Origin of the sequence: Lelliottia jeotgali (assembly GCF_016771845.1) — a bacterium.
Classification (GTDB): Bacteria; Pseudomonadota; Gammaproteobacteria; order Enterobacterales; family Enterobacteriaceae; genus Enterobacter; species Enterobacter jeotgali.
On the sequence record NZ_JAENMQ010000007.1, the window covers coordinates 180,141 to 207,010 of the forward strand.

Here is a 26,870-nt window from a genome sequence, read left to right on the forward strand (position 1 = left end):
TCCCTCACCCTAACCCTCTCCCAAAGGGAGAGGGGAATGTTCGGTGAGATTTTTTTCTCCCTCTCCCTGTGGGAGAGGGCCGGGGTGAGGGCATCAAACCGCACTGACTATAACTACTTATCCGACGATGCCTGCCACAAATTCAGCTCTCCGTCCGCAACGTGGCGATCAATCCGCGTTAGCTCATCGTCGCTAAAGTGCAGATTATTCAGCGCCTGGACATTCTCTTCGAGCTGTTCAGGGCGGCTGGCACCAATCAGTACTGACGTCACGCGCTCATCTTTGAGCAGCCAGCTCAGCGCCATCTGTGCCATCGTCTGATCGCGCTCCTGCGCCATTTCATTGAGCAGACGCAAACTGTTCAGGTTGGCATCGGTCAGCATCTTCTCCGTCAACCCGCGCACCTTTTTCCCCTCGCGCTGCATCCGCGAACCGTCTGGGATGCCGTTCAGGTATTTTCCGGTCAGCAAACCCTGCGCCAGCGGCGTAAACGCAATACAACCGGTACCGTTTGCCACCAGCGTATCGAGCAGGCCGCTCTTATCTACCCAGCGGTTTAACAGGTTGTAGGACGGCTGATGGATCAACAGCGGGATTTTCCACTCGCGCAGCAGCTCGGTCATTTTCTGCGTGCGTTCCGGGGAGTAAGACGAAATCCCCACGTACAGGGCTTTACCACTCTGCACGGCGTGAGCCAGCGCGGCGGCGGTCTCTTCCATCGGCGTGTTTTCATCGACGCGATGCGAATAGAAAATATCCACATACTCCACGCCCATACGCTTCAGGCTTTGATCGAGGCTGGCGAGCAGGTATTTACGCGAGCCGCCTGAGCCGTAGGGGCCAGGCCACATGTCGTATCCGGCTTTGGTAGAGATAATCAGCTCATCGCGGTACGCGGCAAAATCTTCGCGCAGCAGACGGCCAAAATTCTCTTCCGCGCTGCCGGGAGGAGGCCCGTAGTTATTGGCAAGATCGAAATGGGTAATGCCTAAATCGAAGGCTTTGCGCAGCAGCGTACGCTGGGTATCAAGAGGCTGAACGTGGCCGAAGCTGTGCCACAATCCTAGCGACAGTGCGGGCAGGCGCAGGCCGCTTTTACCGCAGTATCGGTACTGCATATTATCGTAGCGGCTTGGGTAGGGGGTCCAGGACATGATGTCTCCTTTCTTATCGATGAAGTTTCGAAACAGCGTTTTCATTCTATGATTATAAAATCACAATTTCTGGAGATATGCGATGACGCGTCTGACCGCTAAAGATTTTCCGCAAGAATTGCTCGATTATTATGACTATTACGCTCACGGCAAAATATCCAAACGCGAGTTCCTGAATCTGGCGGCGCGCTATGCGGTAGGCGGCGTAACGGCGCTGGCATTACTCAATATGCTTAAGCCAAACTACGCGCTGGCCGAGCAGGTGAAATTCACCGATCCCGATATTCTGCCCGAATACATTCATTATCCTTCACCAAACGGTCATGGCGAGGTGCGGGGATATCTGGTCAAGCCTGCGAAAGTGGCCGGGAAAGTGCCCGCCGTGGTGGTGGTGCACGAAAACCGTGGGCTGAATCCGTACATTGAAGACGTTGCCCGGCGTGTCGCCAAAGCGGGATACATCGCCCTCGCACCCGATGGATTAAGCTCCGTCGGCGGTTATCCCGGCAACGATGAAGAGGGCAAAGTGCTGCAGCAAAAAGTCGATCCGACAAAGCTGATGAACGATTTCTTTGCCGCCGTTGAGTTTATGAAAATACACCCCGAGGCGACCGGAAAAGTCGGGATCACCGGATTTTGCTACGGTGGCGGCGTTTCCAATGCGGCGGCGGTGGCCTATCCTGAGCTGGAATGCGCCGTACCCTTTTATGGACGCCAGCCTGCAGCGGCGGATGTCGCCAAAATAAAAGCGCCATTGCTGCTGCATTATGCAGAGCTTGATAAGAACATTAACGAAGGCTGGCCAGCGTATGAAGCCGCTCTGAAGGCCAATAATAACGTCTATGAGGCCTATATTTATCCCGGCGTAAATCATGGATTCCATAACGATTCGACCCCACGCTATGACGAAGCCGCAGCAGAACTGGCGTGGAAAAGAACATTGGGATGGTTTGAGAAATATTTGAACTAGTATGAATGTATTATTTCAAAAAAGAGCCGGATAACAGCGGCTTTTTTTTATTATATTTGCGTGCTAATTATCAGGGTATTCGTCATTCAGGCTTTTGTTAAAGTCAGGGAGTGCGCGTTTTTATAAATATATGCCCTAAAGCATATATCTTCCCCCATTCCTGCCGATAACCAAGATAAGACTCGCCTTTGGGCGAGTTTTCCCTAACGGCAAGGATACTCTTATGCAAATGCTTCGTAATTTTACTATCCGGTTCGTCATGCTGACGATTCTGGGTATTTTTTGTTTGATGTGGGCAGGGGTTGGGCTTTACAGCACCTGGTCACTTTCCAGGGTCTCAGATGGCAACGAAATCGATCGTCAAATTGTTAAACAAATGACGATCTTAAGTCAGGGCAACGATCAATATTTCCGCTTCGTCACGCGTCTTAGTCGTGCAATGGAAGCCAAAGCCGCAGGCGGAAATCCTGATTTAGCCTCCGCACAGCTTGCGCTGGATAATATGAGCAAGAAGCTCAACGAGATGAAAGCCATCTCGCCAGGCCCGATGGATGAAAAAATCTCGGCAGAGGTGATCGGCAGCTGGCAGGCACTGCTGGATCAAGGGATTGCGCAGCAAATGCAGCAGGCACAGCAAGGAACGATCGAGGGTTATCGCCAGCAGGCCAATAACGTCACACCGCCGTTGAGTCGTGCTTTCGGGGCGGCGGCGGATAAATTCAACACCGCGGCTGCCAGTACGCTCGACAGCACTCGCGACGTGGTTGACGGCCTGACCAGCATGACGCGCGTCGTGATTATCGCGGCGACCATTATTGGTCTGTTGATCCTGTTGTTCACCGATCGCTATCTGGTGGCGATGCTGGTGAAACCGCTGGATCGTATTCGTGAGCATTTCCGTCAGATTGCACAGGGCGATCTCAGCCAGCCGATTGCACCCTTCGGGCGTAACTGTGTGGGCCGACTGGTGCCTCTGTTAACCGCGATGCAGGACAGTCTGCGTGAAGCGGTCAGCTCTATTCGTTCCGGCAGCGAAAATATCTGGCGCGGCGCGACTGAAATATCCAGCGGCAATAACGATCTCTCCTCGCGTACTGAAGAGCAGGCGGCGGCGCTTGAAGAGACGGCGGCCAGCATGGAGCAGCTCACTGCCACGGTGAAACTGAACGCTGAAAATGCGCGCCAGGCCAGTCAACTGGCAGATGTGGCCTCCACGACGGCAAGTCGCGGCGGTTCACTGGTCGAGGATGTGGTCACTACCATGAGCGGGATTTCTGCCAGCTCGAAGAAAATCGCTGAGATCACCACGGTGATTAATAGCATTGCGTTCCAGACCAATATTCTGGCGCTCAACGCGGCGGTTGAAGCGGCGCGCGCCGGGGAACAGGGCCGTGGATTTGCGGTGGTGGCAGGCGAAGTTCGCAACCTGGCGAGTCGAAGTGCGAATGCGGCGAAGGAGATTGAAGGGCTGATCGCTGATTCCGTTTCGCGCGTCGAGCAAGGGGCGAAAATCGTCAACGATACGGGCACCACGATGGAGGCGATTCTGCGCGCGGTTACCGAAGTGACGACCATCATGAAGCAGATTGCGTCGGCGTCGGAAGAGCAGAGCAAAGGGATTTCGCAGGTCGGCGTGGCGATTACCCAGATGGACGGTGTGACGCAACAGAACGCCTCGCTGGTCGAGCAAGTTTCCGCTGCCGCCTCGGCGCTGGAGCGCCAGACGGAAGAGTTGCAGCGCTCGGTACAAAAATTCCGCCTGTCAGCGCAGGAGCCGAAAAGTGCCGCAGTCATCGCTTCCCCTAAAACTCCTGCACGCGCGAAATCGCCCGGCGTGCCGGACGAATGGGTTTCGTTTTGATTGATCCTTCAAAGGCCGCCTTGTGCGGCCTCATTTTCCACTAGCCATCGCTCAAAATATCGCTATATAATTTAGTATATAACGATTGAGGGCAGGCTAATGGAAAACCATTTTGGCAAAGGGCTGATGGCGGGAATGCGCGCGGCGCAGGCGGATACTGCTAAAAACGTGGCGCATTTCTGTTCCGACTACAAACGCGGATTCGTACTGGGCTTTTCGCACCGTATGTTTGAGAAAACCGGCGATCGCCAGTTGAGCGCCTGGGAAGCGGGAATTTTGACGCGGCGCTACGGTCTGGATCGCGACATGGTGATGGATTTCTTCAAAGAGAATCAGTCCAGCACCACGCTGCGCTACTTTATGGCGGGCTACCGTCTGGAAGGATGAGCGTCGGTGATCATCTGCGTGACCTGAGAAAGCGAACCTATCTTCACCTCGCTCGAACGCTGGAATTTACTCTTATCGATTAATAATAAAGACTGACTGGCGCGGCGTAGCAGTTGCGCCTTAAAGGCCGCATTTTGCTCGGCCGGGTCCCAGATGTTGCCCTGTTCATCCACGCCTTCGCAGGAAAAAATAAACAGGTCGATATCCAGTCCTTTTAGCAGCGTCACCAGCGCAGGGTTCACATAGCAGCGATACTTTCGATCCAGCGTGCCCCCCGTGCAGATCAAGTTGATGCGCTCGCGTTTCGCCATTTCATGACAAATGGGCAGACTGTTGGTGAACACCGTCAGTTCGATGTCAGGAAGCTGGCGAGCCAGATGAAAACAGGTCGAGCTGGCGTCCAGCGCGACGGTCATGCCGGTGCTTATCCAGTCCAGCGCGCGGTGGGCAATATCCGCTTTATCGGCATAATGGCTTTTGAGCCGAGCGCCAAAAGGTTCTCCACCATCACGGCTGTCCGGGTGAATGGCGCGCGCCCGACCGTGGTGGCGCACAATTTTTCCCTGCTGCTGAAGCCCTTTCAAATCGCGGCGGATAGTCTCTTTGCTGACCGCGAAGTGCTCTGCCAGCGTATCAGTGGTCAGCCCATCGCAGCCGCTCAGCAGCTGGATGATGTTTTGCAGGCGACTGCTTTTCACGCGTCCGTTCCGGTACGTGAAATTGAAATCAACGTCGAGCCGATCGCCACGCCATTTTTCCCGGTGTGTTTGATCTGGTACATCGATTGATCGGCGCGGCGCAGGGCATTCACAAAATCATCCTGTGCTTGCACCTCATCAATCCCGATCGACGCCCCCACCTGCGCCTGACCGTTATCCAGCTCAAAGGGCGTTAGCGCCGCACGCAGACAGCTATGCGCGGTGCTATTTACCCACAGGCTGGAGAGCGGGAAGGGCAGCAGCAGGACAAATTCATCGCCGCCCAGACGACCCACAATCGAACCTTGCGGGCAGGTTTCACGCAGGCGTCGACTGAGCTGGATCAGCAGTTCGTCGCCGCTGCGATGGCCGAAGGTGTCGTTAACCGTTTTGAAATCATCCAGATCGATAAACGCCACACACAGAGGGCCCTGCGTTTTAAGTGCGGAAAAGTGTTTGAGCAGGGCGTGGCGATTGGCAAGGCCTGTGAGCGGATCGTGGTTTGCCAGCAGCGCGAGCTGTTCCTCGTACTGCTTTTCTTTGGTCATATCGATGTGGGTGCCGGTCACTTTTATCGGATTCCCGTGCTCATCCCATTCACTCACGCGACCGCGATCGAGCACCCAACTGACGGTACCGTTTTTATGCTGCATACGGTGCAGCGCTTCGTAGAACGGGGTGTTGCCGTGCAGATGATCGTAAAAAGCATCCAGCACCATCTGCTTATCATCAGGATGAAGATGTTCCCGCCAAACGTCGAATTGTGCGCTCAGCTCTTTCGGCTGATAGCCGAGCATCGATCCCCAGCGGCGATTGTAGATAATCAACTTCCCAGTGGGCACGTCAAGTTGCCACAGACACAGGCCAGTGCCGTCCAGCGCAGCGCTGAGCTTGCTACGGGCGTCACGGGCCAGCCGTGCAAGCCGGGCGTTATGCTTTTTCAGATTTTGAATCTGTTGTCGTAGCGCCTGTTCTGACATAGGAAGTTTCTTAGGAAAATAAGAATTATTCTTGCCAGTTTAGCGTCAGTTGTAAATATGCTGTTGAAAAAAGAGAGTGATTTGCGATAAGTGCATCTGCATTTGTGAAGAGATAGCAAAAGAGACCGTACAACAACCGTTTGAAGTCAGTAGGAGTTTTTTATTGAGTCCATTAGTGGATTTTATTTTTTTTGAATAAAAAAACCTGAGAATTATCTTGTACAGGCTTTTTTATTTTATGACATGCAATGGATGCTATGAATTCCTTACCTCTCGTTATTCTTTTTGAACCGCGTGTTTTGTTACGCAATAGCCTGTGTGTCCAACTCCAGGAAAAGGGACACCGGGTTATCCCCTTTTTTCTCTGGAGCAGTTAACGGAAGAAATTTGCAACTCGTCAGATGCTGCCAGAGTTTTACTTATCGGCGTCGCGGGTCTTGACGCGTTGTTGTGCAAAATAATGCGGACTCGGAATTAAATGTCCTTCTGGATTTCGCCTCCGGTTTGCAAACACATGACATCGCCACCCGCCGTCATTGCAATTATAAAACGGTGTTTACGTTTAAGCGTAATGCACGGCTTCGTTTAAATATTGAAACGAAAGTCGAATGGATGGATTTTCTCGCGGCAGTGGTTCAACTGTCGTCTTACTCTAAATTTCGAAAGTCCTGTTCCGCAGTGAAAAAACATTCAGCACACATAAAAGAAGCATTATGCGAAAGCTGAATGTGACTAACGATCTGGAACTCAGAAAATGTATTCAGCGCTACGAAGGTAAAATTGTAGCGCTGGCGGATTAATCAACCATGCGTAGAGGAACGAAAAGGCCGTACGCTCTGTATATGTTGGGGTTTTCTTTTCTTGTGCCAATGTGGATGTAATCCATACCCCCAAAGCATACGAAGATCCGCTGCTCGAATCGTTATATAATCCATTTCATAACGAAAGTGAGAGGGCATTATGAAAAAACGATTTTGGCAGGGAATTACCTTTAGTTTACTGATTTTACTCCCGTTATCTTCTCAGGCATCTCGTCAGATAACCGATCAAATTGGCCGCACCGTCACCGTTCCCGACCAGGTTGATCGGGTGGTCGTGCTTCAGCATCAGACGCTGAACCTGCTGGTGCAAATGAATGCCACCGACAAAATCGTTGGCGTGATGGCGAACTGGAAACAGCAGCTTGGCGAGGGTTACGCCCGTCTGGCTCCGGGGCTGAATCAGAAAGCGACACTCGGCGATCTCACCCACGTAGACCCTGAGAAACTGATCGCCCTGCACCCACAGGTGGTGTTTGTCACCAACTACGCGCCGCAGGAAATGATCGACAAAATCAGCAGCCTGGGCATCCCGGTTATCGCCATCTCCCTGCGCCACGACGCAGCGGGGGAAAAAGCGAAACTCAATCCAACGATGGCCGACGAAGAAAAAGCCTATGATCTGGGGCTACGAGAGGGTATCACCCTGATCGGTGAGATCGTTAACAAACCGCAGGAAGCCAAAGATCTGATCGACGCTACCGATAAGGGTCGCAAAATGGTCAGCGATCGTTTGAAGGACATTCCGGCAGAGCAGCGTATTCGCGCTTATATGGCTAACCCGGAACTGACCACCTACGGTTCTGGAAAATACACCGGCCTGATGATGGCTCATGCTGGCGCACTCAATGTGGCGGCGGCGACCATCCAGGGCTTCAAAACCGTGGCGATGGAGCAAATCATTGCCTGGAATCCGCAGGTGATCTTCGTGCAAGATCGTTATCCGTCTGTGGTCGATGAAATCAAAAATTCATCACAGTGGCAGGTGATCGATGCCGTCAAAAACCACCGCGTCTATCTGATGCCGGATTACGCCAAAGCGTGGGGCTACCCGATGCCGGAAGCAATGGGCATCGGTGAGTTGTGGATGGCGAAAAAACTCTATCCTGAGAAGTTTAAAGATATCGATATGCGTAAGGTCGCGGACGACTGGTATCAGCGTTTCTACCGCACCCATTACGAAGGTATCGACTGATGCGCGTGCTGGCGGCGGGCAGCCTGCGCAAAGTATGGTCGTCATTACTGGCACACTTTCCGCAATCGGTCGACACCCAGTTTGGCCCGGCAGGGCTATTGCGCGAACGCATTGAAGCAGGGGAACCGTGCGATCTGTTTGCGTCTGCAAATGTTGCCCATCCGCAGGCGTTGCTCCAGCAAGGACAAGCACGTTCCGTGGTGCCGTTTGCCAGCAACACACTTTGTCTAACCGTGCGCAGCAACGCGCTGCGCGAGGGCGATGACTGGTTCACTTTGCTCACGCGTCCCGACCTGCGGGTGGCGACGTCAACGGCGGGGTGCGACCCTTCTGGCGACTATACGCAGGAGCTGTTTACGCGCATGGGTGAAGCGGGTATCGCGGTGCGCGAGCGGGCAATGGCGCTGGTCGGCGGGCGGGGATCTCCAGCGGTTCCGCAGGGGAAACTGGCGGCGGAGTGGATCATCCAGAGTGGTCAGGCGGATCTGTTTATCGGCTATGCCAGCTACGCGCCTGAGCTTCGTCAGATAAACGGTTTAAGCGTGCTGAACATTCCGGAGCCTATTAACCCGCGTGCGGAATATGCCTGTGCAGTCATGACGCCACAGGCAGAGAATCTGGCGGAGTTTTTACAGTCGGAAAAGGCAAAGGTGATATTGCAGCAGGCGGGTTTCGGCGTGTAATTCTGCCGGATGGCGCTGCGCTTATCCGGCCTACAAAACAAACGTAGGCCCGGTAAGCGCAGCGCCACCGGGCAATGTGTCATCGTATTAGGCCTGACGTTTGTCTTCGGTGTGGGTATCGAAGTCGCTCGCCGCATGACGTTCATGCAGCTGTTCGCTCGGCTCGCCAAAGGTCCGGTTGACGATACGGCCGCGTTTCACCGCCGGGCGCTCGGCGACTTCTTTTGCCCAGCGCTGGACGTTCTTGTAACTTCCCGCATCCAGGAACTCGGCGGCGTTGTAAACGTTACCGAGCACCACGTTGCCGAACCACGGCCAGATGGCGATATCGGCAATGCTGTACTCATCACCCGCCACATAGCGCCCGCGACCTAACTGCTTATCCAGCACGTCGAGCAGGCGTTTGGACTCCATCGTGAAACGATCAATCGCGTACTCAATCTTAACCGGCGCATAGTTGAAGAAATGACCGAAACCGCCGCCGAGGAACGGAGCAGAGCCTTGCAGCCAGAACAGCCAGTTCAGAGTTTCGGTGCGTCCCGCCGGATCTTTTGGCAGCAAGTGGCCGAATTTTTCTGCCAGGTACAGCAGGATATTACCGGATTCAAATACGCGCAGCGGCGGGTTCACTGAGTGGTCACGAAGTGCCGGAATTTTCGAGTTAGGGTTCACGTCCACAAAACCGCTGGAGAACTGATCGCCCTCGCCGATGCGGATCAGCCACGCATCATATTCCGCACCCGTCACGCCGAGCGCCAGTAGCTCTTCCAGCATGATTGTTACTTTCTGGCCGTTTGGCGTGCCAAGGGAATAAAGCTGCAGCGGATGTGCGCCAACCGGGAGTTCTTTTTCATGGGTTGCGCCAGAAACCGGGCGGTTGATATTAGCGAACGCGCCGCCGTTGTTGTTCTGTTTCCATTCCCACACTTTCGGTGGCTGGTAAGTGTTGTCGGACATGTTGATCTGCCTTTTTAGTGATGTGTTGAGGCAGTGTAGCAGGAGATTCGTGAACCATTTAACGTTGCGAGCGCAATAGATTAGGCGCTATTCCTTCGGGCGCTTATATATATCAAAACGGTTATAAGCTTAATCGAAAATCGCATTTTCATTGTTAATGCGCAATATGACAAAGCTGAATATGATGCTTCTGAATAAAAAGAACTTTTCAGTATTAAATACTTTTATGGCAAGGAGTGAGTTGGATATGCGCAAGCTACTGTTATCAGCTGTTCTGGTGTCCTTAGCGTTGGCCGCAGCGGGCTGTGATGATGCTAAAAAGAATGAAACGGCGAACGCGCCAGCGGCAAAAAGCGATGCGCCAAAAGACGGTGGTTCGCTGATTATCGGTATTACCTCCGGCGATCCACTGGCCGTGAATCCGCTGTACGCCAGCGACCGCACCACGCTGACTATCATGCAGGCGCTTTACGCTCCGCTCTACAGTTTTAACGACGGCAAAATCGAATGGGGTCTTGCCGAAAGCCTGACGCCGTCCGCCGATAATCTCAGCTACACCCTGACCTTAAAACCAAATCTGAAATGGCAGGACGGGCAGCCGCTGACCGCCGAAGACATGGTTTTCACCTTCAATAAACTCCTTGAAGCTAAACAGCACAGCTTCTTCCGCAGCATGTTCACTTACGGCGGTAAGCCAGTAGAAGTCAGTAAGGTTGACGATCGCACCGTTAAATTCACATTACCGCAGGTCAGCGCGGCATTTGCTGGAACCCTGGTGCAGATCTACCCGATTCCTGAACATGTGTTCGCGAAAGAAGACGATCTGGAAAAGAGCACCAAAAACGATGCGCCGGTCGGTTCCGGTCCGTTCAAGTTTAAAGAGTATCGCGCCGGGCAATATTATTCCCTGACCCGCTTTGACGATTACTGGAACGGCAAAGCGAAGCTCGATTCCGTGACCTATCGTTTTGCCAAAGACAGCAACTCGGCGAACCTCGCCCTGCAAAACGGCGAAATCAATCTGAAGATGGTCGACCCACAGGACGTCAGCCGCCTGAAAAACACCGGCAAGTTTGATTTTGTGGTCTACCCGGAAGGCCGTCTGGCGTACATGACCTTCAACCAGAACGTGCCAGTCATGAAGAGCAAAGAGCTGCGTCAGGCGATTGCGTATGCCATCAACAAAGACGAGTTGACGCAAACCGCGTTCACCTCGCTGGATTACGCCAAACCGGCCACCTCGTTCCTGACTCCGGACACGCTGTATCAGACTAACGACGTTGAGCAGTACAAATTCGATCAGCAAAAAGCCAAAGATCTGCTGAAAGCGTCAGGCGCACCCGCCGATCTCAAGCTGCGTCTGGCTTATGTGAACACCAACAAAACTCAGGAGAGCATGGCGCTCTATATTCAGCAGCAGCTAAAAGGCATCGGCGTGAACGTCGAACTGATGCCGCTGGATTCCAACGCCATGTCCCAGCGCAGCCTGGATATGAACAACACCGCGTGGGAGCTGAATCTGGGCGGTTACATCATGGGCGCCGAGCCGGATGGCTACAAATCGCTGTTCATGAGCAACGAAGCCTATAACTATGCGCACTATAAAAATCCGCAGTTCGACGCCCTGTGGGACAAAGGTGCGGTAGAAACCGACCCTGCGAAACGTGCTGACATCTACAAGCAAATTCAGCAGACCGTGGCGAACGACATGACCTACTACCCGATCTCTTACACCAACGCGACGGTGGCAGTGGATAAACGCTTCGGAGGCACCCAGGAAGCAGAACCTAAACCGGTTTATATGTTCCAGGATCTTTCCAAAATCTATCAAAAATAAGCTGTTGCCCCGGTCAGTTGACCGGGGCTTTTTGTCTATACGTAAGGGCAAGTCGTGAATACATTACTGACGCGTCGGTTGCTGCAATTGCTGCCGATGCTGTTCTTTATTTCGCTGGTGGCGTTTTTGCTGGTTAAACTCGCACCCGGCGATCCGGTGGCGGCGTATATCACACCGAGGATGGCGCCAGAAGATATCGAGCGTATCCGCCAGAGCATGGGGCTGGATAAGCCACTGGTGACGCAATACGTTCTATGGCTGAAAAACGTGTTGCAGGGCGATCTGGGCTATTCGCTGATTTACCACCGTCCGGTGCTGGAGATGATCGGCGAGCGCATTCCGGCCACGCTCGGGCTGATGGGCGCGTCTCTGCTGATGGCGATTGTGCTGGCGATCCCGCTGGGCCTGTTGGCTGGAGCATTCAAGCACCGCTGGCTGGATCACATCCTGAACCTGTTCGCCTATATTGGCATTTCTGTGCCAATTTTCTGGTTCGGTATTCTGCTCATCACCGTTTTTGCCGTGCAGCTTAACTGGTTTCCGAGCATGGGGATGCGCACCATCGGCATGGATGACAACTGGCTGGACGTGGTGCGTCACGGCGTGCTGCCATGTATTGCGCTGACCTTCTATAACCTCTCCAGCTACGTGCGCTATATCCGCTCGAACACCATTTCCCAACTGTCCGCTGACTATGTACAAACTCAGCTCGCATACGGTGCCACACGCACCAGTATCCTGTTCCGGCATGTGCTGAAAAACGTGCTGCTGCCGGTGATCACCCTGTTTGGTCTGTCGTTTGGCGAGCTGGTGGTTGGAGCTTACGTGACTGAAAGCGTCTTCTCGTGGCCGGGCATGGGGCTGCTTGGGATCCAGTCGATCACCTCCCTGGATTATCCGCTGATCATGGCGATCATCATGCTGTCGTCGATGATGCTGATCGTCGGTAACCTGATCGCCGATCTGCTTTATCGCTTCGCCGATCCCCGCATTCGTACACTGAGGTAGCCCCGGATGAGCAGACGCTGGCAACAAGTTCGTCACCAGCTGCGCCGCAATCGTCCGGCGCAGTTCTCTTTATTGGTCCTGTTTATTTTTATCGCCGCTGCGCTGTGCGCGGGGCTGAGCCCTTACGATCCCGATCAGATGTCGCTCGGGGCGCGTACCTTACCGCCTGACGCCGCGCACTGGTTTGGCACCGATGAATATGGGCGGGATTACTTCACACGCGCCCTGTACGGCGGGCAGATCTCGCTGATGGTCGGCTTTCTGGCGATGATTTTCTCCACCCTGATTGGCACGATCGTGGGCACCATCAGCGGCTATTTTGGCGGCTGGCTGGATAACCTGATGATGCGCGCCGTCGATATTCTGATGGCCATTCCGGCATTTTTCCTGCTGCTGGTGGTCAACGCCTATCTGAAGCCAGGCGTGGATAATATCATCCTGATTATCAGTCTGTTGACCTGGATGAGTATGTCCCGACTGGTGCGTGCTGAAACGCTCACCGTCAAAGAGCGCGAGTATGTTCTCTATGCCCGCGCGTCGGGCGAACATCCGCTGCGGATCATCGTGCGCCACATCATTCCCGGTGTGTTGCCGACCGTTATCGTCGCCGCCACGCTCAATATTGCCTCGGCCATTTTGATGGAATCGACGCTCAGTTTTCTCGGTCTGGGCGTGCAAGCGCCAGCGGCGTCGTGGGGAAGTATGCTCAACAACGCCCAGTCATACATTGGCGAAGCCTCCTGGCTGGCGATGTTCCCCGGCATTTTGATTTTGCTGACGGTGTTCAGTTTTAACGTGCTCGGCGATGTCTTCCGCACCGCCTTTGAGCCGGGAGCGAACCGCGATGAATAACTTATTAGAACTCGAGAACCTGCAAACTTCATTTCACACCCGCGACGGTGATGTGCAGGCAGTGCGCGGCGTGAGCTTTCATGTGCAAGCGGGAGAACTTGTCGGCATCGTCGGGGAATCCGGGTGCGGGAAAAGCGTCACCTGCAAATCGATTATTCAACTGCTCGGCAGCAACGGACATATCTCCGGTGGCAGCATTCGTTTCCAGAATGACGATCTGGCGCGCAAAACGCCTGAGCAAATGCGCAAAATTCGCGGGAACGAGATTGCGATGATTTTCCAGGACCCGATGACCGCGCTGAATCCGGTGGTGACCATCGGCAAGCAGATGGCGGAGATCCTGGTGCGCAATAAAGGCCTGTCTAAAAAGGCGGCGAAGGCGTCGGCGATCGCCATGCTCGAAAAAGTCGGTATTGCCGAAGCGGAGCGCCGTTACGATCAGTATCCACACGAGTTTAGCGGCGGGATGCGCCAGCGCGTGATGATTGCTATCGCGCTCTCCTGTAACCCGAAACTGCTGATTGCCGACGAACCCACGACCGCGCTGGACGTGACCATTCAGGCGCAAATTTTGCGTCTGTTGAAAAGCCTGCAACAGCAAACGCAGACCGCCATTCTGCTGATCACTCACGATCTCGGCGTGGTGGCGCAGGTGTGCAGTCGGGTGGTGGTGATGTACGGCGGATTGGTGATGGAGGAGGGCAGCGTGGAGGATATTTTTTACCGCCCGGCGCATCCGTATACCCAAGGATTGTTGGCATCACTCCCGCGCCCGGACGAGGCGAACCAACGTCTGTCACCCATCGAAGGTACGCCGCCGGGTTTGCTCAATCCGCCGCCGGGCTGCCCGTTTGCCGAGCGCTGTCCAAAACGGATGCCGCAGTGTGATCGCCAACCGGCATTTTATTCCATCGGAGAGGGCCACCGCGCGGCCTGCTGGTTATGGGCTGATAAGGAGGTTCAGGTATGAGCGAGCAAAACAGGCCGTTAGTGAGCGTGCGTGAACTGCACAAGCACTATCACGCTCAGGGAGGACTGCTGCGTAAAGGCGTGGCGGTGAAAGCGGTTGATGGCGTGAGTTTTGATATTCAGCGCGGTGAAACCTTTGGCCTGGTCGGCGAATCCGGTTGTGGTAAATCGACGCTGGGACGCGCGATGCTGCGCCTGTTTGATATCACCTCCGGTGAGATTCACTTTGACGGGCAAGATATTGCCCAGATGAGTGAGAAACAGCTGAAACCGCTGCGTAAAAGAATGCAGGCTATTTTCCAGGACCCGTATTCGTCGCTCAATCCGGGGATGACGGTACAGCAACTGGTGGCCGAGCCGATGCAGATCCACGGTTACAGCCGTGAGGAGCAACGGGAGCGTACTGAAACGCTGCTCTATAAAGTGGGGCTTAAACAGGAACATCTGCAACGTTTTCCCCATGAGTTTAGCGGCGGCCAACGCCAGCGCATCAGCATTGCGCGTGCATTGTCGGTGCGACCGGAATTTGTGCTGTGCGATGAGCCGCTCTCGGCGCTGGACGTCTCGGTGCAGGCCCAGGTGGTGAACATTTTGCAGGATCTGCAGCAGGAGCTGGGGCTGACCTATCTGTTTATCGCCCACGATCTGTCGATGGTGCGCCATATCTCCAGTCGTATCGGAGTGATGTATCTCGGCAAACTGGTGGAAGTGGCCCCGGCGGGCGAACTGTATTCCCATCCGGCGCATCCTTATACCCGCGCACTGCTGGCCGCCGTACCGCTGCCCGATCCGCGCATTCGGCACCTGGATCAGGCAACCCTGCGCGGGGAGATCCCTGGCCCAACGTCAACGCTTCCTGGCTGTAAGTTTTGCAGTCGCTGCCCGCACGCGATGCCCGTTTGTCAGGCGCAAGAACCTGCGATGCAGGAGATCTCGCCCGGACATTTCGCAGCGTGTTGGTTGGATTTGTAGGCCGGGTAAGGCGAAGCCGCCACCCGGCACAAAGAGCGCACAGAACAAGTAGGCCGGGTAAGGCGCAGCCGCCACCCGGCAAAAGCGGCGTTGCGGCCTGAAAGCCGGGCGGCGCTAACGCTTGCCCGGCCTACAATGACCAGGGCCTACGCTGTGAATTTCCTCGTTATCAGGTGTATGATAAATCCACTTCTGTCTGATTATTATCAACGTGCAGACGACAACCTTCATCCTCTTGCCGCCTGCCTTTTTAGGTTGGATTCATGCGTAAAAATGGAAAGTTAAGCAGTGACGCTCCGTTTGGGACGTTGTTAGGTTATGCGCCGGGTGGCGTGGCCATTTACTCTTCGAATTACAGCAGTCTGGACCCGCGGCATTATCCCGAGGACGCGGATTTTCGCAGCTATGTTGCTAACGAATACATGGGCCACAAATGGCAGTGCGTCGAGTTCGCGCGCCGCTTTTTGTTCCTCAACTACGGCATGGTCTTTACCGACGTCGGTATGGCGTGGGAGATTTTCTCCCTGCGCTTCCTGCGCGCCGTGGTAAACGACACCATCCTGCCGCTTCAGGCCTTTGCCAATGGGTCACAACGCGCGCCAGAAGCCGGGTCATTGCTGATCTGGCAAAAGGGCGGTGAGTTTCATGAGACTGGCCACGTGGCGGTTATCACCCAATTGATGGGCGATAAAGTGCGTATTGCCGAGCAAAACGTGATCCACTCGCCGCTGCCCGTCGGCCAGCAATGGACGCGCGAGCTGCGCCTGTCGGTCGAAAAGGGCTGCTACACCCTGCATGACACCTTCACGGATACCACGATTCTGGGCTGGATGATCCAGACCGACGATACCGAACACAGCCTGCCGCAGCCGGAAATTGGCGGCGAACAGCTGAAAATCAGCGGGGCGCGTCTGCCCAACAAACGCCAGTTCGATGGCAAATGGCTCAACGAAAACGATGCGCTCCAGCAGGCGTACGTTCGCGCCAACGGTCATGTGATCAACAAAGATCCCTGCCAGTATTTCACGATCACCGAAAGCGCCGAGCAGGAGCTGATCAAAGCCACCAACGAGCTGCATCTGATGTATCTCCACGCCACCGACAAAGTGCTGAAAGACGACAATTTACTCGCGCTTTTCGACATTCCGAAAATCCTCTGGCCGCGCCTGCGTCTGTCCTGGCAGTGGCGTCGTCACCATATGATCACTGGTCGTATGGATTTTTGTATGGATGAACGCGGGCTGAAAGTGTACGAATACAACGCTGATTCGGCCTCATGTCATACGGAAGGGGGCTTAATCCTCGAAGAGTGGGTGAAAAACGGCTATCGCGGAACCGGGCACAACCCGGCGGAAGGGCTGCTCGAAGAACTCACCGGAGCGTGGAAACACAGCAACGCGCGTCCGTTTGTGCATATCATGCAAGACAATGATATCGAAGAGGATTACCACGCGTTGTTTATTCAACGTTCCCTGATGCAGGCGGGCTTTGAGACCAAAATTCTGCACGGGCTGGAAGCGCTGAGCTGGGATACGGCGGGGCAACTGATCGACGATGAAGGCCGCCACGTGAACTGCGTGTGGAAAACCTGGGCGTGGGAAACGGCCATCGAGCAGGTGCGTGAAGTTAGCGAAACCGAATACGCCGCCGTGCCGATTCGCACCGGTCATCCGCAGAAAGAGGTGCGTTTAATTGACGTTCTGCTGCGCCCGGAAGTGCTGGTCTTCGAACCGCTGTGGACGGTTATCCCCGGTAACAAAGCGATTCTTCCGGTGCTGTGGCAGCTGTTCCCTAACCATCGTTACCTGCTGGATACGGATTTCGAGGTCAACGAACTGCTGAGCAAAACCGGTTACGCGGTGAAACCTATTGCCGGTCGTTGTGGCAGCAATATCGATCTGATCAGCGCTGAAGAAGAGCTGCTGGATAAATCCAGCGGCAAATTTATCGATCGCAAAAATATCTATCAGCAGCTGTGGTGCTTGCCAAAAGTGGACGGGAAGTACATTCAGGTGTGTACTTTTACCGTCGGCGGCAACTATGGCGGGACCTGTCTGCGCGGGGATGATTCGTTGGTCATCAAGAAAGAGAGCGATATCGAACCGCTGATCGTCGAGAAGGATAAATAGCGCTTTCATCGCATTGACGCTGCAACTGAACATCCGCAAGTCGCCCTTGCGGATGTTTTTTTATGGGCGGGCGAAACTTTTGCTCCTTCGCGGACGAACTATTATTCAGATAGCCCACTTTCCCTGATGGAGTTGACCATGAAAAGTTTGAAACTCGCTTCTGCCGCAGTCGTACTGACGCTTTCTCTGTTTTCCATGAACACCCAGGCCGCACTCGAAGCCGGAGCCAAAGCGCCCGATTTTACCCTTCAGGGCGCGCTGGGCGGGAAGCCGCTGACCTTTACCCTCCAGCAGGCGCTGCAAAAAGGGCCGGTGGTACTCTATTTCTTCCCGGCGGCGTTTACTAAAGGCTGCACCCTGGAAGCTCACGCATTTGCCGAAGCGACGGATGATTTCAAAAAACTGGGCGCGACGGTGGTGGGGGTGACCGCCGGGAATGTCGATCAGGTGGATGAATTCTCGAAGCTGGAGTGTCGCGATAAGTTTGCCGTAGCGGCCGATCCGGGGGCAAAAGTGGCGACCGAATATGAAACCCTGATGAAGGTGAACGGTAAAACGCTCTCGGATCGTACCTCGTTCGTTATCGCCCCGGACGGCAAAATCCTGTTGAGCTATACGGATCGTAACCCGGACGCACACATCCAGAAAACGATGGATGCCGTAAAGCTTTATGCGAAATCGCATTCGTAATTAACGCCGATTTTCGCCTTCGAGGTTCGCTATGTTAACCGCCATGTTTGCCGCCTTTCTGGGCGGCGTGATCCTGAATTTTATGCCCTGCGTTTTTCCGGTTATTTCCCTGAAGGCGCTGGGGATTATGCGCCATCAGGGCGATGCTGCTAGTGCACGGACCGAAGGGTTCGGGTTTTTGCTCGGGGTGATTTTTACCATGATGGCGCTGGCGGCAGTTTTGCTGGCGCTGCGTGCCGGGGGAACCGCCGTAGGCTGGGGATTCCAGCTTCAGTCGCCGCTGGTGATTGCGGTGCTGGCGCTGATCGTGCTCGGGGCGGCGCTCAATCTGCTCGGCGTGTTTGAAGTCGGGCTGTCTTTGCAACGCGCTGGGGAAATTTCCGTCGGGCGCGGGGCGTTTGTCCGTTCGGCGTTAACAGGGGCGCTGGCTATTGTGGTCGCTACGCCGTGCTCTGCGCCGTTTATGGCGGGCGCTGTGGGCTATGCGCTGGTCCAGCCGCCTGCCGTTTCACTGGCAATATTCTTCGCGCTGGCACTCGGTTTTGCCGCACCCTTTACCCTCGTCTCGCTGTTCCCGGCGATTGCCCGTCGACTGCCGCGCCCCGGTGCGTGGATGGATGTCCTCAAACGTGGGCTGGCTTTCCCGATGCTGGGCGCGTTTGCCTGGCTGGTGTGGGTGCTGGCGCAGCAGGCCGGAACAACGGCGCTGGCGGTGATGCTGGCGAGTGCGGTGGTGGTGAGTTTTGCCGCCTGGCTGTACGGTATCGCCCAGCGCAGACACTATCTCGGTCAGTCGTACAAAGTGCTATTGGCAATCACGGTGGTGTTTTTTGTCGTGGCTATCGCGCCGTTACCGCGGGCAATTTCCACCGGAACGGCGCAGTCCACTAACGTCGTCGCTGAAAACGTCGCACCGGTAAAATGGTCGCCGCAGAACGTGGCAGAAATGCGCGGTCATGGCAAAGCTATCTTTGTGAACTTCACTGCGTCCTGGTGCATCACCTGTCAGGTGAACGATCGCACATCGCTGTCGACGCAGGCGGTGAAAGAGGCGATGGCGCGCACCGGTGCGGTGTATATGGTGGCCGATTCCACCAAATTTAACGCTGACATTGATGATGCGATGAATACGTTCGGGCAGGGCGGATTGCCGCTGTATGTGGTCTATCCGGCGGACGGGAGCGCGCCGAAGGTGCTTCCGCAGGTGCTGACACCGTCGATTGTGGTGAATGCCCTGAATCAGGCCGCCGATAAAAAAGCATGAGGTAAATGTCATGGCGGAATATGGATAACGGGTTTGCCCGGCGTGAGGAATGGCCTGAGTTGATGATAAAAGCTCAGGCTGGCGATCGTCACGCCTATACGCAGCTTTTGCGGGCGATCGTCCCGGCTATTCGTACGATCGCCCGCCGTCAGGTGTCCGATTCGGTGCTGGTGGAGGATGTCGTCCAGGATGTGCTGTTGACGGTGCATCGGGTGCGTCATACCTACGATCCGGGCTGTCCATTTTTGCCGTGGCTTATGGCGATTACTCAGGCCAGAGCAATTGATGCCCTGCGCCATCGCGGGCGCAACCAGCGCCGGGAAACGGATGCTGAAGAGGCGTTATCCGCCATCGCGGTTGAGGACAGTTCGGAGCATCAGGACATTCAGGAACAACTGACGCAAATCCTCGACAAACTGCCTGTGCGCCAGCGGCAAATTGTGGAACAGATTCACCTGCAGGAAATGACGCTTGCGCAGGCCGCGAGCCGTCATAATTTGACGATTTCGGCGGTGAAATCGCTGCTTCATCGAGCCATCACCAATCTTCGCCGGATGGGAGCGAACCATGACCAATCATGACGTGTTAATCGAAAAACTTAGCCAGCAGGCGCATCCGGTCACACGCCCGTGGCCCGACGGCTGGCGCGTGCTGGCGTGGACGCTGATGGCGCTGCCGTGCGGGTGGCTGAGCAGTTTGTTGGTGCAACGCGCAGTGACGGACTGGAGCCAGGCCGGAGCGCTTCTGGCGTCGTTTCAACTGCTGCTGACGTTTGTGATGGGCATTCTGGCGGTTCGTAACGCATTTTTAATCAGCATCGCCGGACGACGCCCTTTGAGCTGGAAATGGTTTTTGCCGCTGCTGATTTTATGGCTGGGATGTGTGCTGGCGAGTCTTGGTCAGACAACGCTTATCAGCCATCGCGATGACGTGAGTTGCTACACTTTTATGATGACCGTCAGCGCGCCAATGATGCTGCTGGTCATTGGCTATTTGCGCCGTACCCGCAGTTTACATCCCCTACAAAGTCTGGTGACAGCAGGAGCCGGCGTGGCCTGTATGGCGCTGACGCTATTGTCGTTCTGCCATCCGGTCGAGGTGCATCCGCTGGATTTTGTTATGCACGTTGCGGCGTTCATCACTATTGTGGCCGCTACGGTGGCTCTGGGGTGGCGGTGGGTGGTGATTCGTTAGAATAAAAAAACGGGGCCAGACTCGGCCCCGTTTCTCAAACGTAATAATTAGAACATTTTACGCAGACGCAGGCTGAAAGTGTGCGCCTGATAGCGCTCGCCTGCCTGCAAATCGTAACGCGCATCGAGGCTCAGTTCGTTCGCATCGTACAGCGTGCTGCCGATGGCGACACCCGCCATATCTTCCACAGGCGCTGCACCCTTGGTGATAAAGCTGGTTTCACCGACGGCGTCGGCGGCGTACGTCGCATGGCTGCTCACCTGGCGGTTATCGTACTGATGAATCCAGGAGACTTGTGCGAAAGGCGTCAGGTTGCCAAGGCCGGTTGCAAAGGTCTTCTCAATGCGGGCACCGATGTCGCTCACCACCGACTGGGAGTGGGTGCTGCCCACATCCAGCGCCATGCCGTTTCCGCCGGTTTCTTTATAGTCATCAACGTGCTGATAACCGTAGGTCAGGCTGGCGAGCGGCGTAACTACCACGTCGGCTGGCAGTTTCACTGGATAGCCAAACTCCGTTTGCAGCGTCACAGACTGGCCGTTGAATTTGCCCTGCGCAGCGCCGGAGAAGCCGGTAAAGTCAGCGCGACGTACAGAGCTGTAGTTCTGACGGTTCACACCGGCAGAAAGATTGAGATACCACGGATCGCCCGTGTACCCGGCGTAACCGATGATGCCGTAGTTGTCGGCGGTAGAAGTATTGCCGCTCAGGTTGCCTTTACCGTGGACAGAAGTGTTGCTGTAGTTCACGGCTGCACCCAGACGCCAGTCGTCACCCAGAGAACGGTCAGCACCCAGAATCAGGCCGCCAAATTTCGCCGTGTAACCGCTGATGTCTGCGCTGCTGTCCTGACGCGCATACCCGCCAAACGGCTGTCCCCAGACGATCCAGTTGCTGGCATAGTCATCACCGGTTGCCACGCCGCTGGTGCCAGAGGTGTGCGGATTACGCACGGCATCAATGTGCGCGCCGACCACCGCTTGTGCGGTAGACGTTGCGACTGCTGCCGCTGAACTGGTGTTGAGGTTCTGACCTGGCGACAGTTTCTCGCCAGCGCGGTTGGCTTCGTCTTTACCCTGAATCGCTAACGAGGCGTTATACAGATCCAGCAGTTGTGGCGACGAAATACCGGTATAGCTCGCCAGACCGCCCAGTGCGGCGGTGGCGCTCGGGATGGTCGCCAGCCCTGGTTTCGGCGTTGGCTGAGTCGGCGGCGTGACAACCGGAGGCGTAACAACTGGCGGTGTAACAACTGGTGGAGTCACAACAGGTGGCGTGACAACAGGTGGTGTGACGACCGGCGGCGTCACAACCGGAGGAGTGACAACTGGCGGTGTGACGACCGGTGGTGTAACAACCGGAGGAGTGACAACTGGCGGTGTGACGACCGGTGGTGTCACAACTGGAGGCGTCACTACCGGGGGAACGACAACCGGCTCTGCACCGACGGTGAGCACCAGCGCCTTGTTCGCACCGTCTTCGTAGACTGAACCACTCACCGCACCGCGATAGCCTACTGCTTCATAGTTCAGCTGATCCGCGTGGTAGTCAGTGCCTGCGCCGGCGGCAGTGATCACCACATAACGCTGGCCTTCAGCGAACTGATAAGTGGCACCTGTGCGCAGCAGATTGACGCTGGAACCCGCGTCAATGGTGGCATTGCCGCTGACGTTCAGGCGGCCATAGCCGGTATCGGCCGTTACAATTCCGTTTTGGCTCGCCAGGTCGGAGATGCCAGAGATCAGCGCCGCGGCGGCTTTCTGGTGGTAATCCCCGGTAATCGTAATGTCCGAGTTCACCTGCAACGACGCGCCACGGTTCTGCACGGTCGCCGCATTCACGTTGTCGTTCAGCACCAGCGAACCGGTACCAAAGATGACGTCTGAGCGCTGGCTGGTGATGGTGCCTGTCCCGTTCTGGCCGGTCAGGGTTCCCGTGGTGGTCGTGCCGCCGTTGATAGTGAGCGGCGTGGTGCTTTGGGAGTAAATATCGCCCTTCACCAGGCCACTGTTGGTCAGGGTGACTTCCGCGCTGGCGTTGGTATCCGTATAGATATACAGGGCAGAATTGCCGCCGTTCAGGATACCGTTGTTGATGATTTGCGTGGCTGGATTCAGGTTGCTGTAGCTGGAAAGATAAATCCCATAATACCCGCCGGTGATTTCGCCGTTGTTGACGATTTCGCTGATGATGTTGCCGTCGGAGCTGTTGGCGAAAATACCGTTGTTGATCGCGGCGATGCGGCCATTATTTTCAATGGTGCCGATGTTACCGTAGTTGGTGATCGCATCTGCGCTGCCGCTGATCAAATCGTCATTAATGAGGGTGTTGATGGTGCCCCAGTTGATGACTCCGGCGCTGCCGAAATAGTTAAGGGTGCCGGTCTGGAGCGTGCCGGTATTATGCAAGGTGCCAATTAATCCGCGGTTATAAATCGCCCCGTTTTGCCCCGGCATCGGCATGAAATTATTATTCGCGGCGGTAATCACGCCCGCATTGGTTAAGCTATCAATGGTGCCGAGGTTATTAATACCGCGATAACCGGTAATGGTTCCGGTTTCGGTATTTGTCAGATTAAGAATATGGCCGTTATTTTCGACGGAGCCGGTATTATCCATACCGATATTCAGATTGTTCAGCGAATTTTGAATCGTGCCGCGGTTAATAAAATTATCCACCACGGCCGGTGAACCCAGCTCGACAATACTGCCATAGTGGTATTGAGTAATGCTTTGAATGGTTCCGTTGTTTTCAAAGGTACCCACTGTACCGTTAATTTGAACAATGTTCAGGTTGGAGGGCAGATTAAGAAGGTTATTATCAGTGAGCACACCGTCGTTAATGAAGGTGTTGATCGAGGCCCCTGGGTTAAGGGTTAATGCGGTGGTCGGCGCGCCGTTGAGAGAGCCTGTGTCGGTGACGTGAATAACATCATTCGAACCCAGAACCTGAAGGTCAGACATGGGGGCGTCGATGATAACGTCTGCTGCTGCGATAGAATGGGTGGTCAGCAGCCCCTGCGCCGCTGTCGAAGCTACCAGCAAAGAAATCAGCTTGCTAAGATATTTTTTTCTCATGGTGTGCCGTCACAAAGTTGCGATAGTTGTCAATTGCAGATGGATAAACTTCGGATTAATCCGATATTGTTCGGGCGCAGAATATACAATTTGTTGCAAAAAACAATAAGGTTTGCTTAATTATTTACAGGCGAAATAAATACCTAAAATTTGTGTTGTTATTAATTTTACTTAAGGCGATTCATTGATATGCAGGTCAGGCGGAATATATTGGTTGCAGCCTTATTGATTAATTTATCTTTTTTATTCGCAGGCTGTACTTCTGTCGATCGCCAAAGCGTTGCCAGCCAAATTGCAAAACAATCAGGTCTTACCAGAGAGAATGTGCAGACCTCCTCATTTTTAATCGTCACCTGGAGCCGAATCACGCCCCCGGCAACGTCACTGCATGTCTATATCGAAGGAGATGGTTTTGCCTGGCAAAGCCGTACGCGGCCCTCGGACGATCCTACACCGCACAATCCGGTGGGATTGACGCTGGCCGCCACCGATACCCGCGCAAACGTGCTGTATCTTGCCCGGCCTTGCCAGTTCGTCGGGCCTGCGTTACCCGCCGATTGCAGCGTGCGCTGGTGGACGGAAGATCGGTTTTCAGCGGAAGTACTCGAAGCAATGAACGAGGCGATTGATCGGTTTGTGGCGCGCTATCCAGGCGTTCAGCTTGATTTAACGGGATATTCGGGCGGCGGAAATATCGCGGCGCTGCTGGCGGAACGGCGAAAGGACGTGCGCTCGCTACGCACCGTGGCGGGGAATCTGGATGTCGCTTATGTGAATGCATTGCATCACGTGAGCGCGATGCCGGGTGCATTGAATGCCATCGATAACGCAGCGGCGCTACGCCATATCCCGCAGCTGCATCTTAGTGGCGACGCGGACAAAACGGTTCCCTCCGACGTCGCCCGCCGCTTTGTACAGGCGGTCGGCGGGAACTGTGCTCGCACGGCCGGGGTGAGCGGCATGGGGCATGGTTCAGACTGGGCCGCCATCTGGCCGCAATGGCTGGCGCAAGGTGTGCCAGCCTGTTAATGAAATGCCTCAGAGATCTTCTTCATCCTGCATGATCGCGCTGCGACCGCCGTCCATTACGATGGTGGTCCCCGCAATAAAGCCCGCCTTATCGCTGGCCAGGAACAGGCATAATTCGCCGACTTCATCAGGTCGACCGATACGCCCGACGGGATGCTTTTTGATGGTGCGGTCGCGGGCGATTTGCGCGTCGGGGTGGGAATCAAACCACGCCTGATTACCGAGGGTGTCAATAAATCCAGGCGCGATGCCGACGGTACGAATTTCTGGACCCCATTCAATCGTCAGACTCTGAACGAGGGAAAGCAAAGCGCGCTTGCTGATATTGTAAGGCGCGCAGCCGTGCATGGTAGAAAATGCATGGTTGGAGGTGATGATAATAATGGTCCCGCGACTTTTAAATAATGCCGGACGGGCGCATTTCGCCAGAGACCAGTGCGAGCGTAAATTAAGATTGAAGTTATGCTCCCAGTCGCTCTGCCTTGCCAGCATGCCGGCCGGTGTGTAGCCGTGTTGCTGGTAAAACCCGGCGTCACTGCAACGGGATATTTCCTGGCCGCGCAGATCGTGCTCAAATGTGAGCGGTGCGTGCTCGTTAAGCTGCCAGGTTTCAGTTCGCCCATTAACCCACGGGTGAAGCGCTCGGTGATACCGCCGGTGGTACGCCGTGTGACGTAATCACGTTGTTCATCGTAGCCGTACTCGGTGCGCCCTCCGGGCGGATAAGGGCGGTCAGCAGAGCCAAGGCATCGTATTCGTAACGGGTGATTTTCTCCTCTCCATCAGTGAACTACTCAGGTAGCTTCTCTCTGTTCTGACACATCAGTTCGCGCGCACCGTCCGGACGGCTGATTTTTTCGACGCTGCTATTAATGTCATCCGAGTCGAACGCTGAAAAACACGGGTTTGATACCGTGACAGGAATGAAGGTGAAAACATCCGAGGGATGCCTGAGCATTATCGTCGACAGCAGCGAAGAGCAGGCACTGCGGGCTGAACTTTGCAGGTTAAGCAGGTAGTTAAGGGGATGAAAGCGCTGGATGCTTAGTGGGTTGGTAATAATAAAAAAGCCGGGGAGATATTAATAACCCCGGCTAAGAATTATTCATTTTGTAATTATTATATCTGGCTTGCCGTTTCTATCATAGAAATCATTAAGATGCTCATGTCCAAAATCATCACCATGTTTTTCCATCAAGCTTGAAGTTCTTTCCAAAAATAAAACAAAATCTTTCAGTTCTTCCAAGGATAATTGCAGCGTGATTTCACTTAGTGATATTAAGTCGCTGCCTTCAGATTCATAACCATATATTTTCATCGGATCCTGCTCTTATTTTGGTGGTGTCCATCCGTGATCTTGTAGCCAATCCTTAGTTTTCTTAATCGGATTAGGCGTTCCCTTATGTGCATCATGAACTCCTCCACTCTGGTTGGATGAAGTTCCATCTTTATAATGGATATGTGGTTCCTGTCCCGGAATATGGCCTTTATCTACGCGAATAACATCTCTAGGGGCTTGTCCTCGCTCGACTTGTTTTTGCATATTACCAGGAGAAGATGCTTTACCTGGGCAGCAAGCTAACCCCAACGGATCGACCCATCTAAGAGGGTTTACCACATAGCCATAAGGGTTTATTCCCCCTGAAAGCCCTATAGGGTCCGGACTCAGATACTGCCCCGTCTCCGCATCATAGTACCGAAAACGGTTGTAGTGCAATCCGGATTCTTCGTCCTCGTACTGCCCCGGAAAGCGTAACCGGCAGACAGGTGCGTCGTCTTTATTGACGCCGTCTTCCTGGCCCCACAGCTTCTGTCGTCCCTGCCAGACTATCGTGCCGTCTTCGGTCAGAAGCTCCTGAATGCGCCCGGTGATATCCGTGACCGCATAGTGCAGTTGCCCCTTTTCGTAACGGGCAATTGGCGTAAAACTACCGTGTTCATATATCCAGCGAATGGCGTTTTCGTGGTCCGGCTGACCGTCAGCAACGACCGGGATTTCTTCCGTTAACTGGTCGCCATTCCAGTGAAAATCCATCCCCGGTTTGTCGTGACTGGTGCAGCGCTTGCTGATGCGCCGACCAAACGGGTCGTATTTATACTCCCAGCGTTCCCCTTCCGGGGTTTCGATGCCCGTGAGCTGGCTTCT

General features: G+C 54.7%; 26 protein-coding genes. 18 read left to right on the top strand and 8 right to left on the bottom strand.

Features of this window, described 5'->3' with window-relative positions:
* Nucleotides 1-113: 113 nt before the first annotated feature.
* Nucleotides 114-1,154, bottom strand: a complete 1,041-nt coding sequence (locus tag JBO43_RS14830) for an aldo/keto reductase (protein WP_095284374.1) — start codon at nt 1,152-1,154, stop codon at nt 114-116.
* Between the two features lie 82 nt (nt 1,155-1,236).
* Here JBO43_RS14830 and yghX point away from each other — a divergent pair, with 82 nt between their 5' ends.
* The 3 genes from yghX to JBO43_RS14845 all read left to right on the top strand — a co-directional run bounded on the left by yghX (nt 1,237) and on the right by JBO43_RS14845 (nt 4,372).
* Nucleotides 1,237-2,124, top strand: a complete 888-nt coding sequence (gene yghX, locus JBO43_RS14835) for a YghX family hydrolase (RefSeq protein WP_095283365.1) — start codon at nt 1,237-1,239, stop codon at nt 2,122-2,124.
* Between the two features lie 223 nt (nt 2,125-2,347).
* Nucleotides 2,348-3,985, top strand: a complete 1,638-nt coding sequence (locus tag JBO43_RS14840; RefSeq protein WP_095283364.1) for a methyl-accepting chemotaxis protein — start codon at nt 2,348-2,350, stop codon at nt 3,983-3,985.
* 99 nt (nt 3,986-4,084) lie between these two features.
* Entirely contained in the window at nt 4,085-4,372 is a 288-nt protein-coding gene (locus JBO43_RS14845; protein WP_095283363.1) for a DUF2623 family protein, read from the top strand.
* On the opposite strand, the gene fucR is transcribed toward JBO43_RS14845, so the two are convergent.
* Both fucR and JBO43_RS14855 read right to left on the bottom strand, forming a co-directional pair.
* On the bottom strand, nt 4,354-5,070 hold the full coding sequence (fucR, locus tag JBO43_RS14850) for an L-fucose operon activator (RefSeq protein ID WP_174348508.1): 717 nt from the start codon (nt 5,068-5,070) through the stop codon (nt 4,354-4,356). The genes JBO43_RS14845 and fucR overlap by 19 nt on opposite strands.
* Nucleotides 5,067-6,050 carry a sensor domain-containing diguanylate cyclase gene (locus JBO43_RS14855; RefSeq protein WP_095283361.1) on the bottom strand — a complete coding sequence of 328 codons (984 nt, stop codon included), beginning with the start codon at nt 6,048-6,050 and terminating at the stop codon, nt 5,067-5,069. Before JBO43_RS14855 ends, fucR begins: the two co-directional genes overlap by 4 nt.
* A 450-nt stretch (nt 6,051-6,500) precedes the next feature.
* Here JBO43_RS14855 and JBO43_RS23210 point away from each other — a divergent pair, with 450 nt between their 5' ends.
* The 4 genes from JBO43_RS23210 to JBO43_RS14875 all read left to right on the top strand — a co-directional run bounded on the left by JBO43_RS23210 (nt 6,501) and on the right by JBO43_RS14875 (nt 8,746).
* Nucleotides 6,501-6,776, top strand: a complete 276-nt coding sequence (locus JBO43_RS23210; RefSeq protein WP_202674609.1) for a helix-turn-helix transcriptional regulator — start codon at nt 6,501-6,503, stop codon at nt 6,774-6,776.
* The gene (locus tag JBO43_RS23215; RefSeq protein ID WP_407929815.1) at nt 6,719-6,850 is read left to right on the top strand and encodes a LuxR C-terminal-related transcriptional regulator; all 132 of its coding nucleotides are present in this window, start codon (nt 6,719-6,721) and stop codon (nt 6,848-6,850) included. Before JBO43_RS23210 ends, JBO43_RS23215 begins: the two co-directional genes overlap by 58 nt.
* A 160-nt stretch (nt 6,851-7,010) precedes the next feature.
* Nucleotides 7,011-8,063 (top strand): ABC transporter substrate-binding protein, encoded by a 1,053-nt coding sequence (locus tag JBO43_RS14870; protein WP_103948889.1) that lies wholly within the window; start codon nt 7,011-7,013, stop codon nt 8,061-8,063.
* Complete coding sequence (locus JBO43_RS14875; RefSeq protein WP_202674610.1) at nt 8,063-8,746, top strand: molybdate ABC transporter substrate-binding protein; 684 nt, start codon at nt 8,063-8,065, stop codon at nt 8,744-8,746. Before JBO43_RS14870 ends, JBO43_RS14875 begins: the two co-directional genes overlap by 1 nt.
* A gap of 87 nt (nt 8,747-8,833) precedes the next feature.
* Here JBO43_RS14875 and yghU read toward each other — a convergent pair whose 3' ends face one another.
* Nucleotides 8,834-9,703 (bottom strand): glutathione-dependent disulfide-bond oxidoreductase, encoded by an 870-nt coding sequence (yghU, locus tag JBO43_RS14880; RefSeq protein ID WP_103948129.1) that lies wholly within the window; start codon nt 9,701-9,703, stop codon nt 8,834-8,836.
* 247 nt (nt 9,704-9,950) lie between these two features.
* Between yghU and JBO43_RS14885 the strand changes: the two genes are divergently transcribed.
* From JBO43_RS14885 to JBO43_RS14930, 10 genes are all read left to right on the top strand, one after another.
* Complete coding sequence (locus tag JBO43_RS14885) at nt 9,951-11,540, top strand: ABC transporter substrate-binding protein (protein WP_202674611.1); 1,590 nt, start codon at nt 9,951-9,953, stop codon at nt 11,538-11,540.
* A 54-nt stretch (nt 11,541-11,594) separates the two neighbouring features.
* Nucleotides 11,595-12,548, top strand: a complete 954-nt coding sequence (locus JBO43_RS14890; RefSeq protein WP_095283355.1) for an ABC transporter permease — start codon at nt 11,595-11,597, stop codon at nt 12,546-12,548.
* Between the two features lie 6 nt (nt 12,549-12,554).
* Nucleotides 12,555-13,400, top strand: a complete 846-nt coding sequence (locus tag JBO43_RS14895; RefSeq protein ID WP_103948130.1) for an ABC transporter permease — start codon at nt 12,555-12,557, stop codon at nt 13,398-13,400.
* Entirely contained in the window at nt 13,393-14,370 is a 978-nt protein-coding gene (locus tag JBO43_RS14900) for an ABC transporter ATP-binding protein (RefSeq protein ID WP_202674612.1), read from the top strand. Before JBO43_RS14895 ends, JBO43_RS14900 begins: the two co-directional genes overlap by 8 nt.
* Complete coding sequence (locus JBO43_RS14905) at nt 14,367-15,341, top strand: ABC transporter ATP-binding protein (RefSeq protein ID WP_202674613.1); 975 nt, start codon at nt 14,367-14,369, stop codon at nt 15,339-15,341. The genes JBO43_RS14900 and JBO43_RS14905 overlap by 4 nt, the downstream gene beginning before the upstream one ends.
* Nucleotides 15,342-15,604: 263 nt before the next feature.
* On the top strand, nt 15,605-17,470 hold the full coding sequence (gss, locus tag JBO43_RS14910) for a bifunctional glutathionylspermidine amidase/synthase (protein WP_103948132.1): 1,866 nt from the start codon (nt 15,605-15,607) through the stop codon (nt 17,468-17,470).
* 138 nt (nt 17,471-17,608) lie between these two features.
* Nucleotides 17,609-18,160, top strand: a complete 552-nt coding sequence (locus JBO43_RS14915; RefSeq protein ID WP_202674614.1) for a peroxiredoxin — start codon at nt 17,609-17,611, stop codon at nt 18,158-18,160.
* Nucleotides 18,161-18,191: 31 nt separating this feature from the next.
* A complete protein-coding gene (locus tag JBO43_RS14920) occupies nt 18,192-19,424 on the top strand; it encodes a protein-disulfide reductase DsbD family protein (RefSeq protein ID WP_202674615.1) in 1,233 nt (410 codons plus the stop codon).
* A 20-nt stretch (nt 19,425-19,444) separates the two neighbouring features.
* Entirely contained in the window at nt 19,445-20,005 is a 561-nt protein-coding gene (locus JBO43_RS14925) for a sigma-70 family RNA polymerase sigma factor (protein WP_202674623.1), read from the top strand.
* Nucleotides 19,992-20,618 (top strand): DUF1109 domain-containing protein, encoded by a 627-nt coding sequence (locus JBO43_RS14930; RefSeq protein ID WP_202674616.1) that lies wholly within the window; start codon nt 19,992-19,994, stop codon nt 20,616-20,618. The genes JBO43_RS14925 and JBO43_RS14930 overlap by 14 nt, the downstream gene beginning before the upstream one ends.
* A 47-nt stretch (nt 20,619-20,665) precedes the next feature.
* Here JBO43_RS14930 and JBO43_RS14935 read toward each other — a convergent pair whose 3' ends face one another.
* Nucleotides 20,666-23,695, bottom strand: coding sequence for an autotransporter family protein (locus JBO43_RS14935; protein WP_202674617.1), 3,030 nt, complete (start codon nt 23,693-23,695; stop codon nt 20,666-20,668).
* Nucleotides 23,696-23,884: 189 nt separating this feature from the next.
* On the opposite strand from JBO43_RS14935, the gene JBO43_RS14940 reads away from it, so the two are divergent.
* On the top strand, nt 23,885-24,724 hold the full coding sequence (locus tag JBO43_RS14940) for an alpha/beta fold hydrolase (protein ID WP_103948901.1): 840 nt from the start codon (nt 23,885-23,887) through the stop codon (nt 24,722-24,724).
* A gap of 9 nt (nt 24,725-24,733) precedes the next feature.
* Here JBO43_RS14940 and JBO43_RS14945 read toward each other — a convergent pair whose 3' ends face one another.
* From JBO43_RS14945 to JBO43_RS14955, 3 genes are all read right to left on the bottom strand, one after another.
* The gene (locus JBO43_RS14945) at nt 24,734-25,216 is read right to left on the bottom strand and encodes an SDR family oxidoreductase (protein ID WP_237730065.1); all 483 of its coding nucleotides are present in this window, start codon (nt 25,214-25,216) and stop codon (nt 24,734-24,736) included.
* A 613-nt stretch (nt 25,217-25,829) separates the two neighbouring features.
* The gene (locus JBO43_RS14950) at nt 25,830-26,042 is read right to left on the bottom strand and encodes a hypothetical protein (protein ID WP_202674618.1); all 213 of its coding nucleotides are present in this window, start codon (nt 26,040-26,042) and stop codon (nt 25,830-25,832) included.
* 12 nt (nt 26,043-26,054) lie between these two features.
* On the bottom strand, nt 26,055-26,870 hold an 816-nt coding region (locus tag JBO43_RS14955; RefSeq protein ID WP_331251898.1), incomplete at its 5' end, for an RHS repeat domain-containing protein.

Coding starts and splice junctions, on each gene's coding strand:
- JBO43_RS14830 (WP_095284374.1), bottom strand. CDS start 1,154: ATGTCCTGGACCCCCTACCCAAGCCGCTACGATAATATGCAGTACCGA.
- yghX (WP_095283365.1), top strand. CDS start 1,237: ATGACGCGTCTGACCGCTAAAGATTTTCCGCAAGAATTGCTCGATTAT.
- JBO43_RS14840 (WP_095283364.1), top strand. CDS start 2,348: ATGCAAATGCTTCGTAATTTTACTATCCGGTTCGTCATGCTGACGATT.
- JBO43_RS14845 (WP_095283363.1), top strand. CDS start 4,085: ATGGAAAACCATTTTGGCAAAGGGCTGATGGCGGGAATGCGCGCGGCG.
- JBO43_RS14855 (WP_095283361.1), bottom strand. CDS start 6,050: ATGTCAGAACAGGCGCTACGACAACAGATTCAAAATCTGAAAAAGCAT.
- JBO43_RS14870 (WP_103948889.1), top strand. CDS start 7,011: ATGAAAAAACGATTTTGGCAGGGAATTACCTTTAGTTTACTGATTTTA.
- JBO43_RS14875 (WP_202674610.1), top strand. CDS start 8,063: ATGCGCGTGCTGGCGGCGGGCAGCCTGCGCAAAGTATGGTCGTCATTA.
- yghU (WP_103948129.1), bottom strand. CDS start 9,703: ATGTCCGACAACACTTACCAGCCACCGAAAGTGTGGGAATGGAAACAG.
- JBO43_RS14885 (WP_202674611.1), top strand. CDS start 9,951: ATGCGCAAGCTACTGTTATCAGCTGTTCTGGTGTCCTTAGCGTTGGCC.
- JBO43_RS14895 (WP_103948130.1), top strand. CDS start 12,555: ATGAGCAGACGCTGGCAACAAGTTCGTCACCAGCTGCGCCGCAATCGT.
- JBO43_RS14900 (WP_202674612.1), top strand. CDS start 13,393: ATGAATAACTTATTAGAACTCGAGAACCTGCAAACTTCATTTCACACC.
- JBO43_RS14905 (WP_202674613.1), top strand. CDS start 14,367: ATGAGCGAGCAAAACAGGCCGTTAGTGAGCGTGCGTGAACTGCACAAG.
- gss (WP_103948132.1), top strand. CDS start 15,605: ATGCGTAAAAATGGAAAGTTAAGCAGTGACGCTCCGTTTGGGACGTTG.
- JBO43_RS14915 (WP_202674614.1), top strand. CDS start 17,609: ATGAAAAGTTTGAAACTCGCTTCTGCCGCAGTCGTACTGACGCTTTCT.
- JBO43_RS14920 (WP_202674615.1), top strand. CDS start 18,192: ATGTTAACCGCCATGTTTGCCGCCTTTCTGGGCGGCGTGATCCTGAAT.
- JBO43_RS14925 (WP_202674623.1), top strand. CDS start 19,445: ATGGATAACGGGTTTGCCCGGCGTGAGGAATGGCCTGAGTTGATGATA.
- JBO43_RS14930 (WP_202674616.1), top strand. CDS start 19,992: ATGACCAATCATGACGTGTTAATCGAAAAACTTAGCCAGCAGGCGCAT.
- JBO43_RS14935 (WP_202674617.1), bottom strand. CDS start 23,695: ATGAGAAAAAAATATCTTAGCAAGCTGATTTCTTTGCTGGTAGCTTCG.
- JBO43_RS14940 (WP_103948901.1), top strand. CDS start 23,885: ATGCAGGTCAGGCGGAATATATTGGTTGCAGCCTTATTGATTAATTTA.
- JBO43_RS14945 (WP_237730065.1), bottom strand. CDS start 25,216: ATGCTGGCAAGGCAGAGCGACTGGGAGCATAACTTCAATCTTAATTTA.
- JBO43_RS14950 (WP_202674618.1), bottom strand. CDS start 26,042: ATGAAAATATATGGTTATGAATCTGAAGGCAGCGACTTAATATCACTA.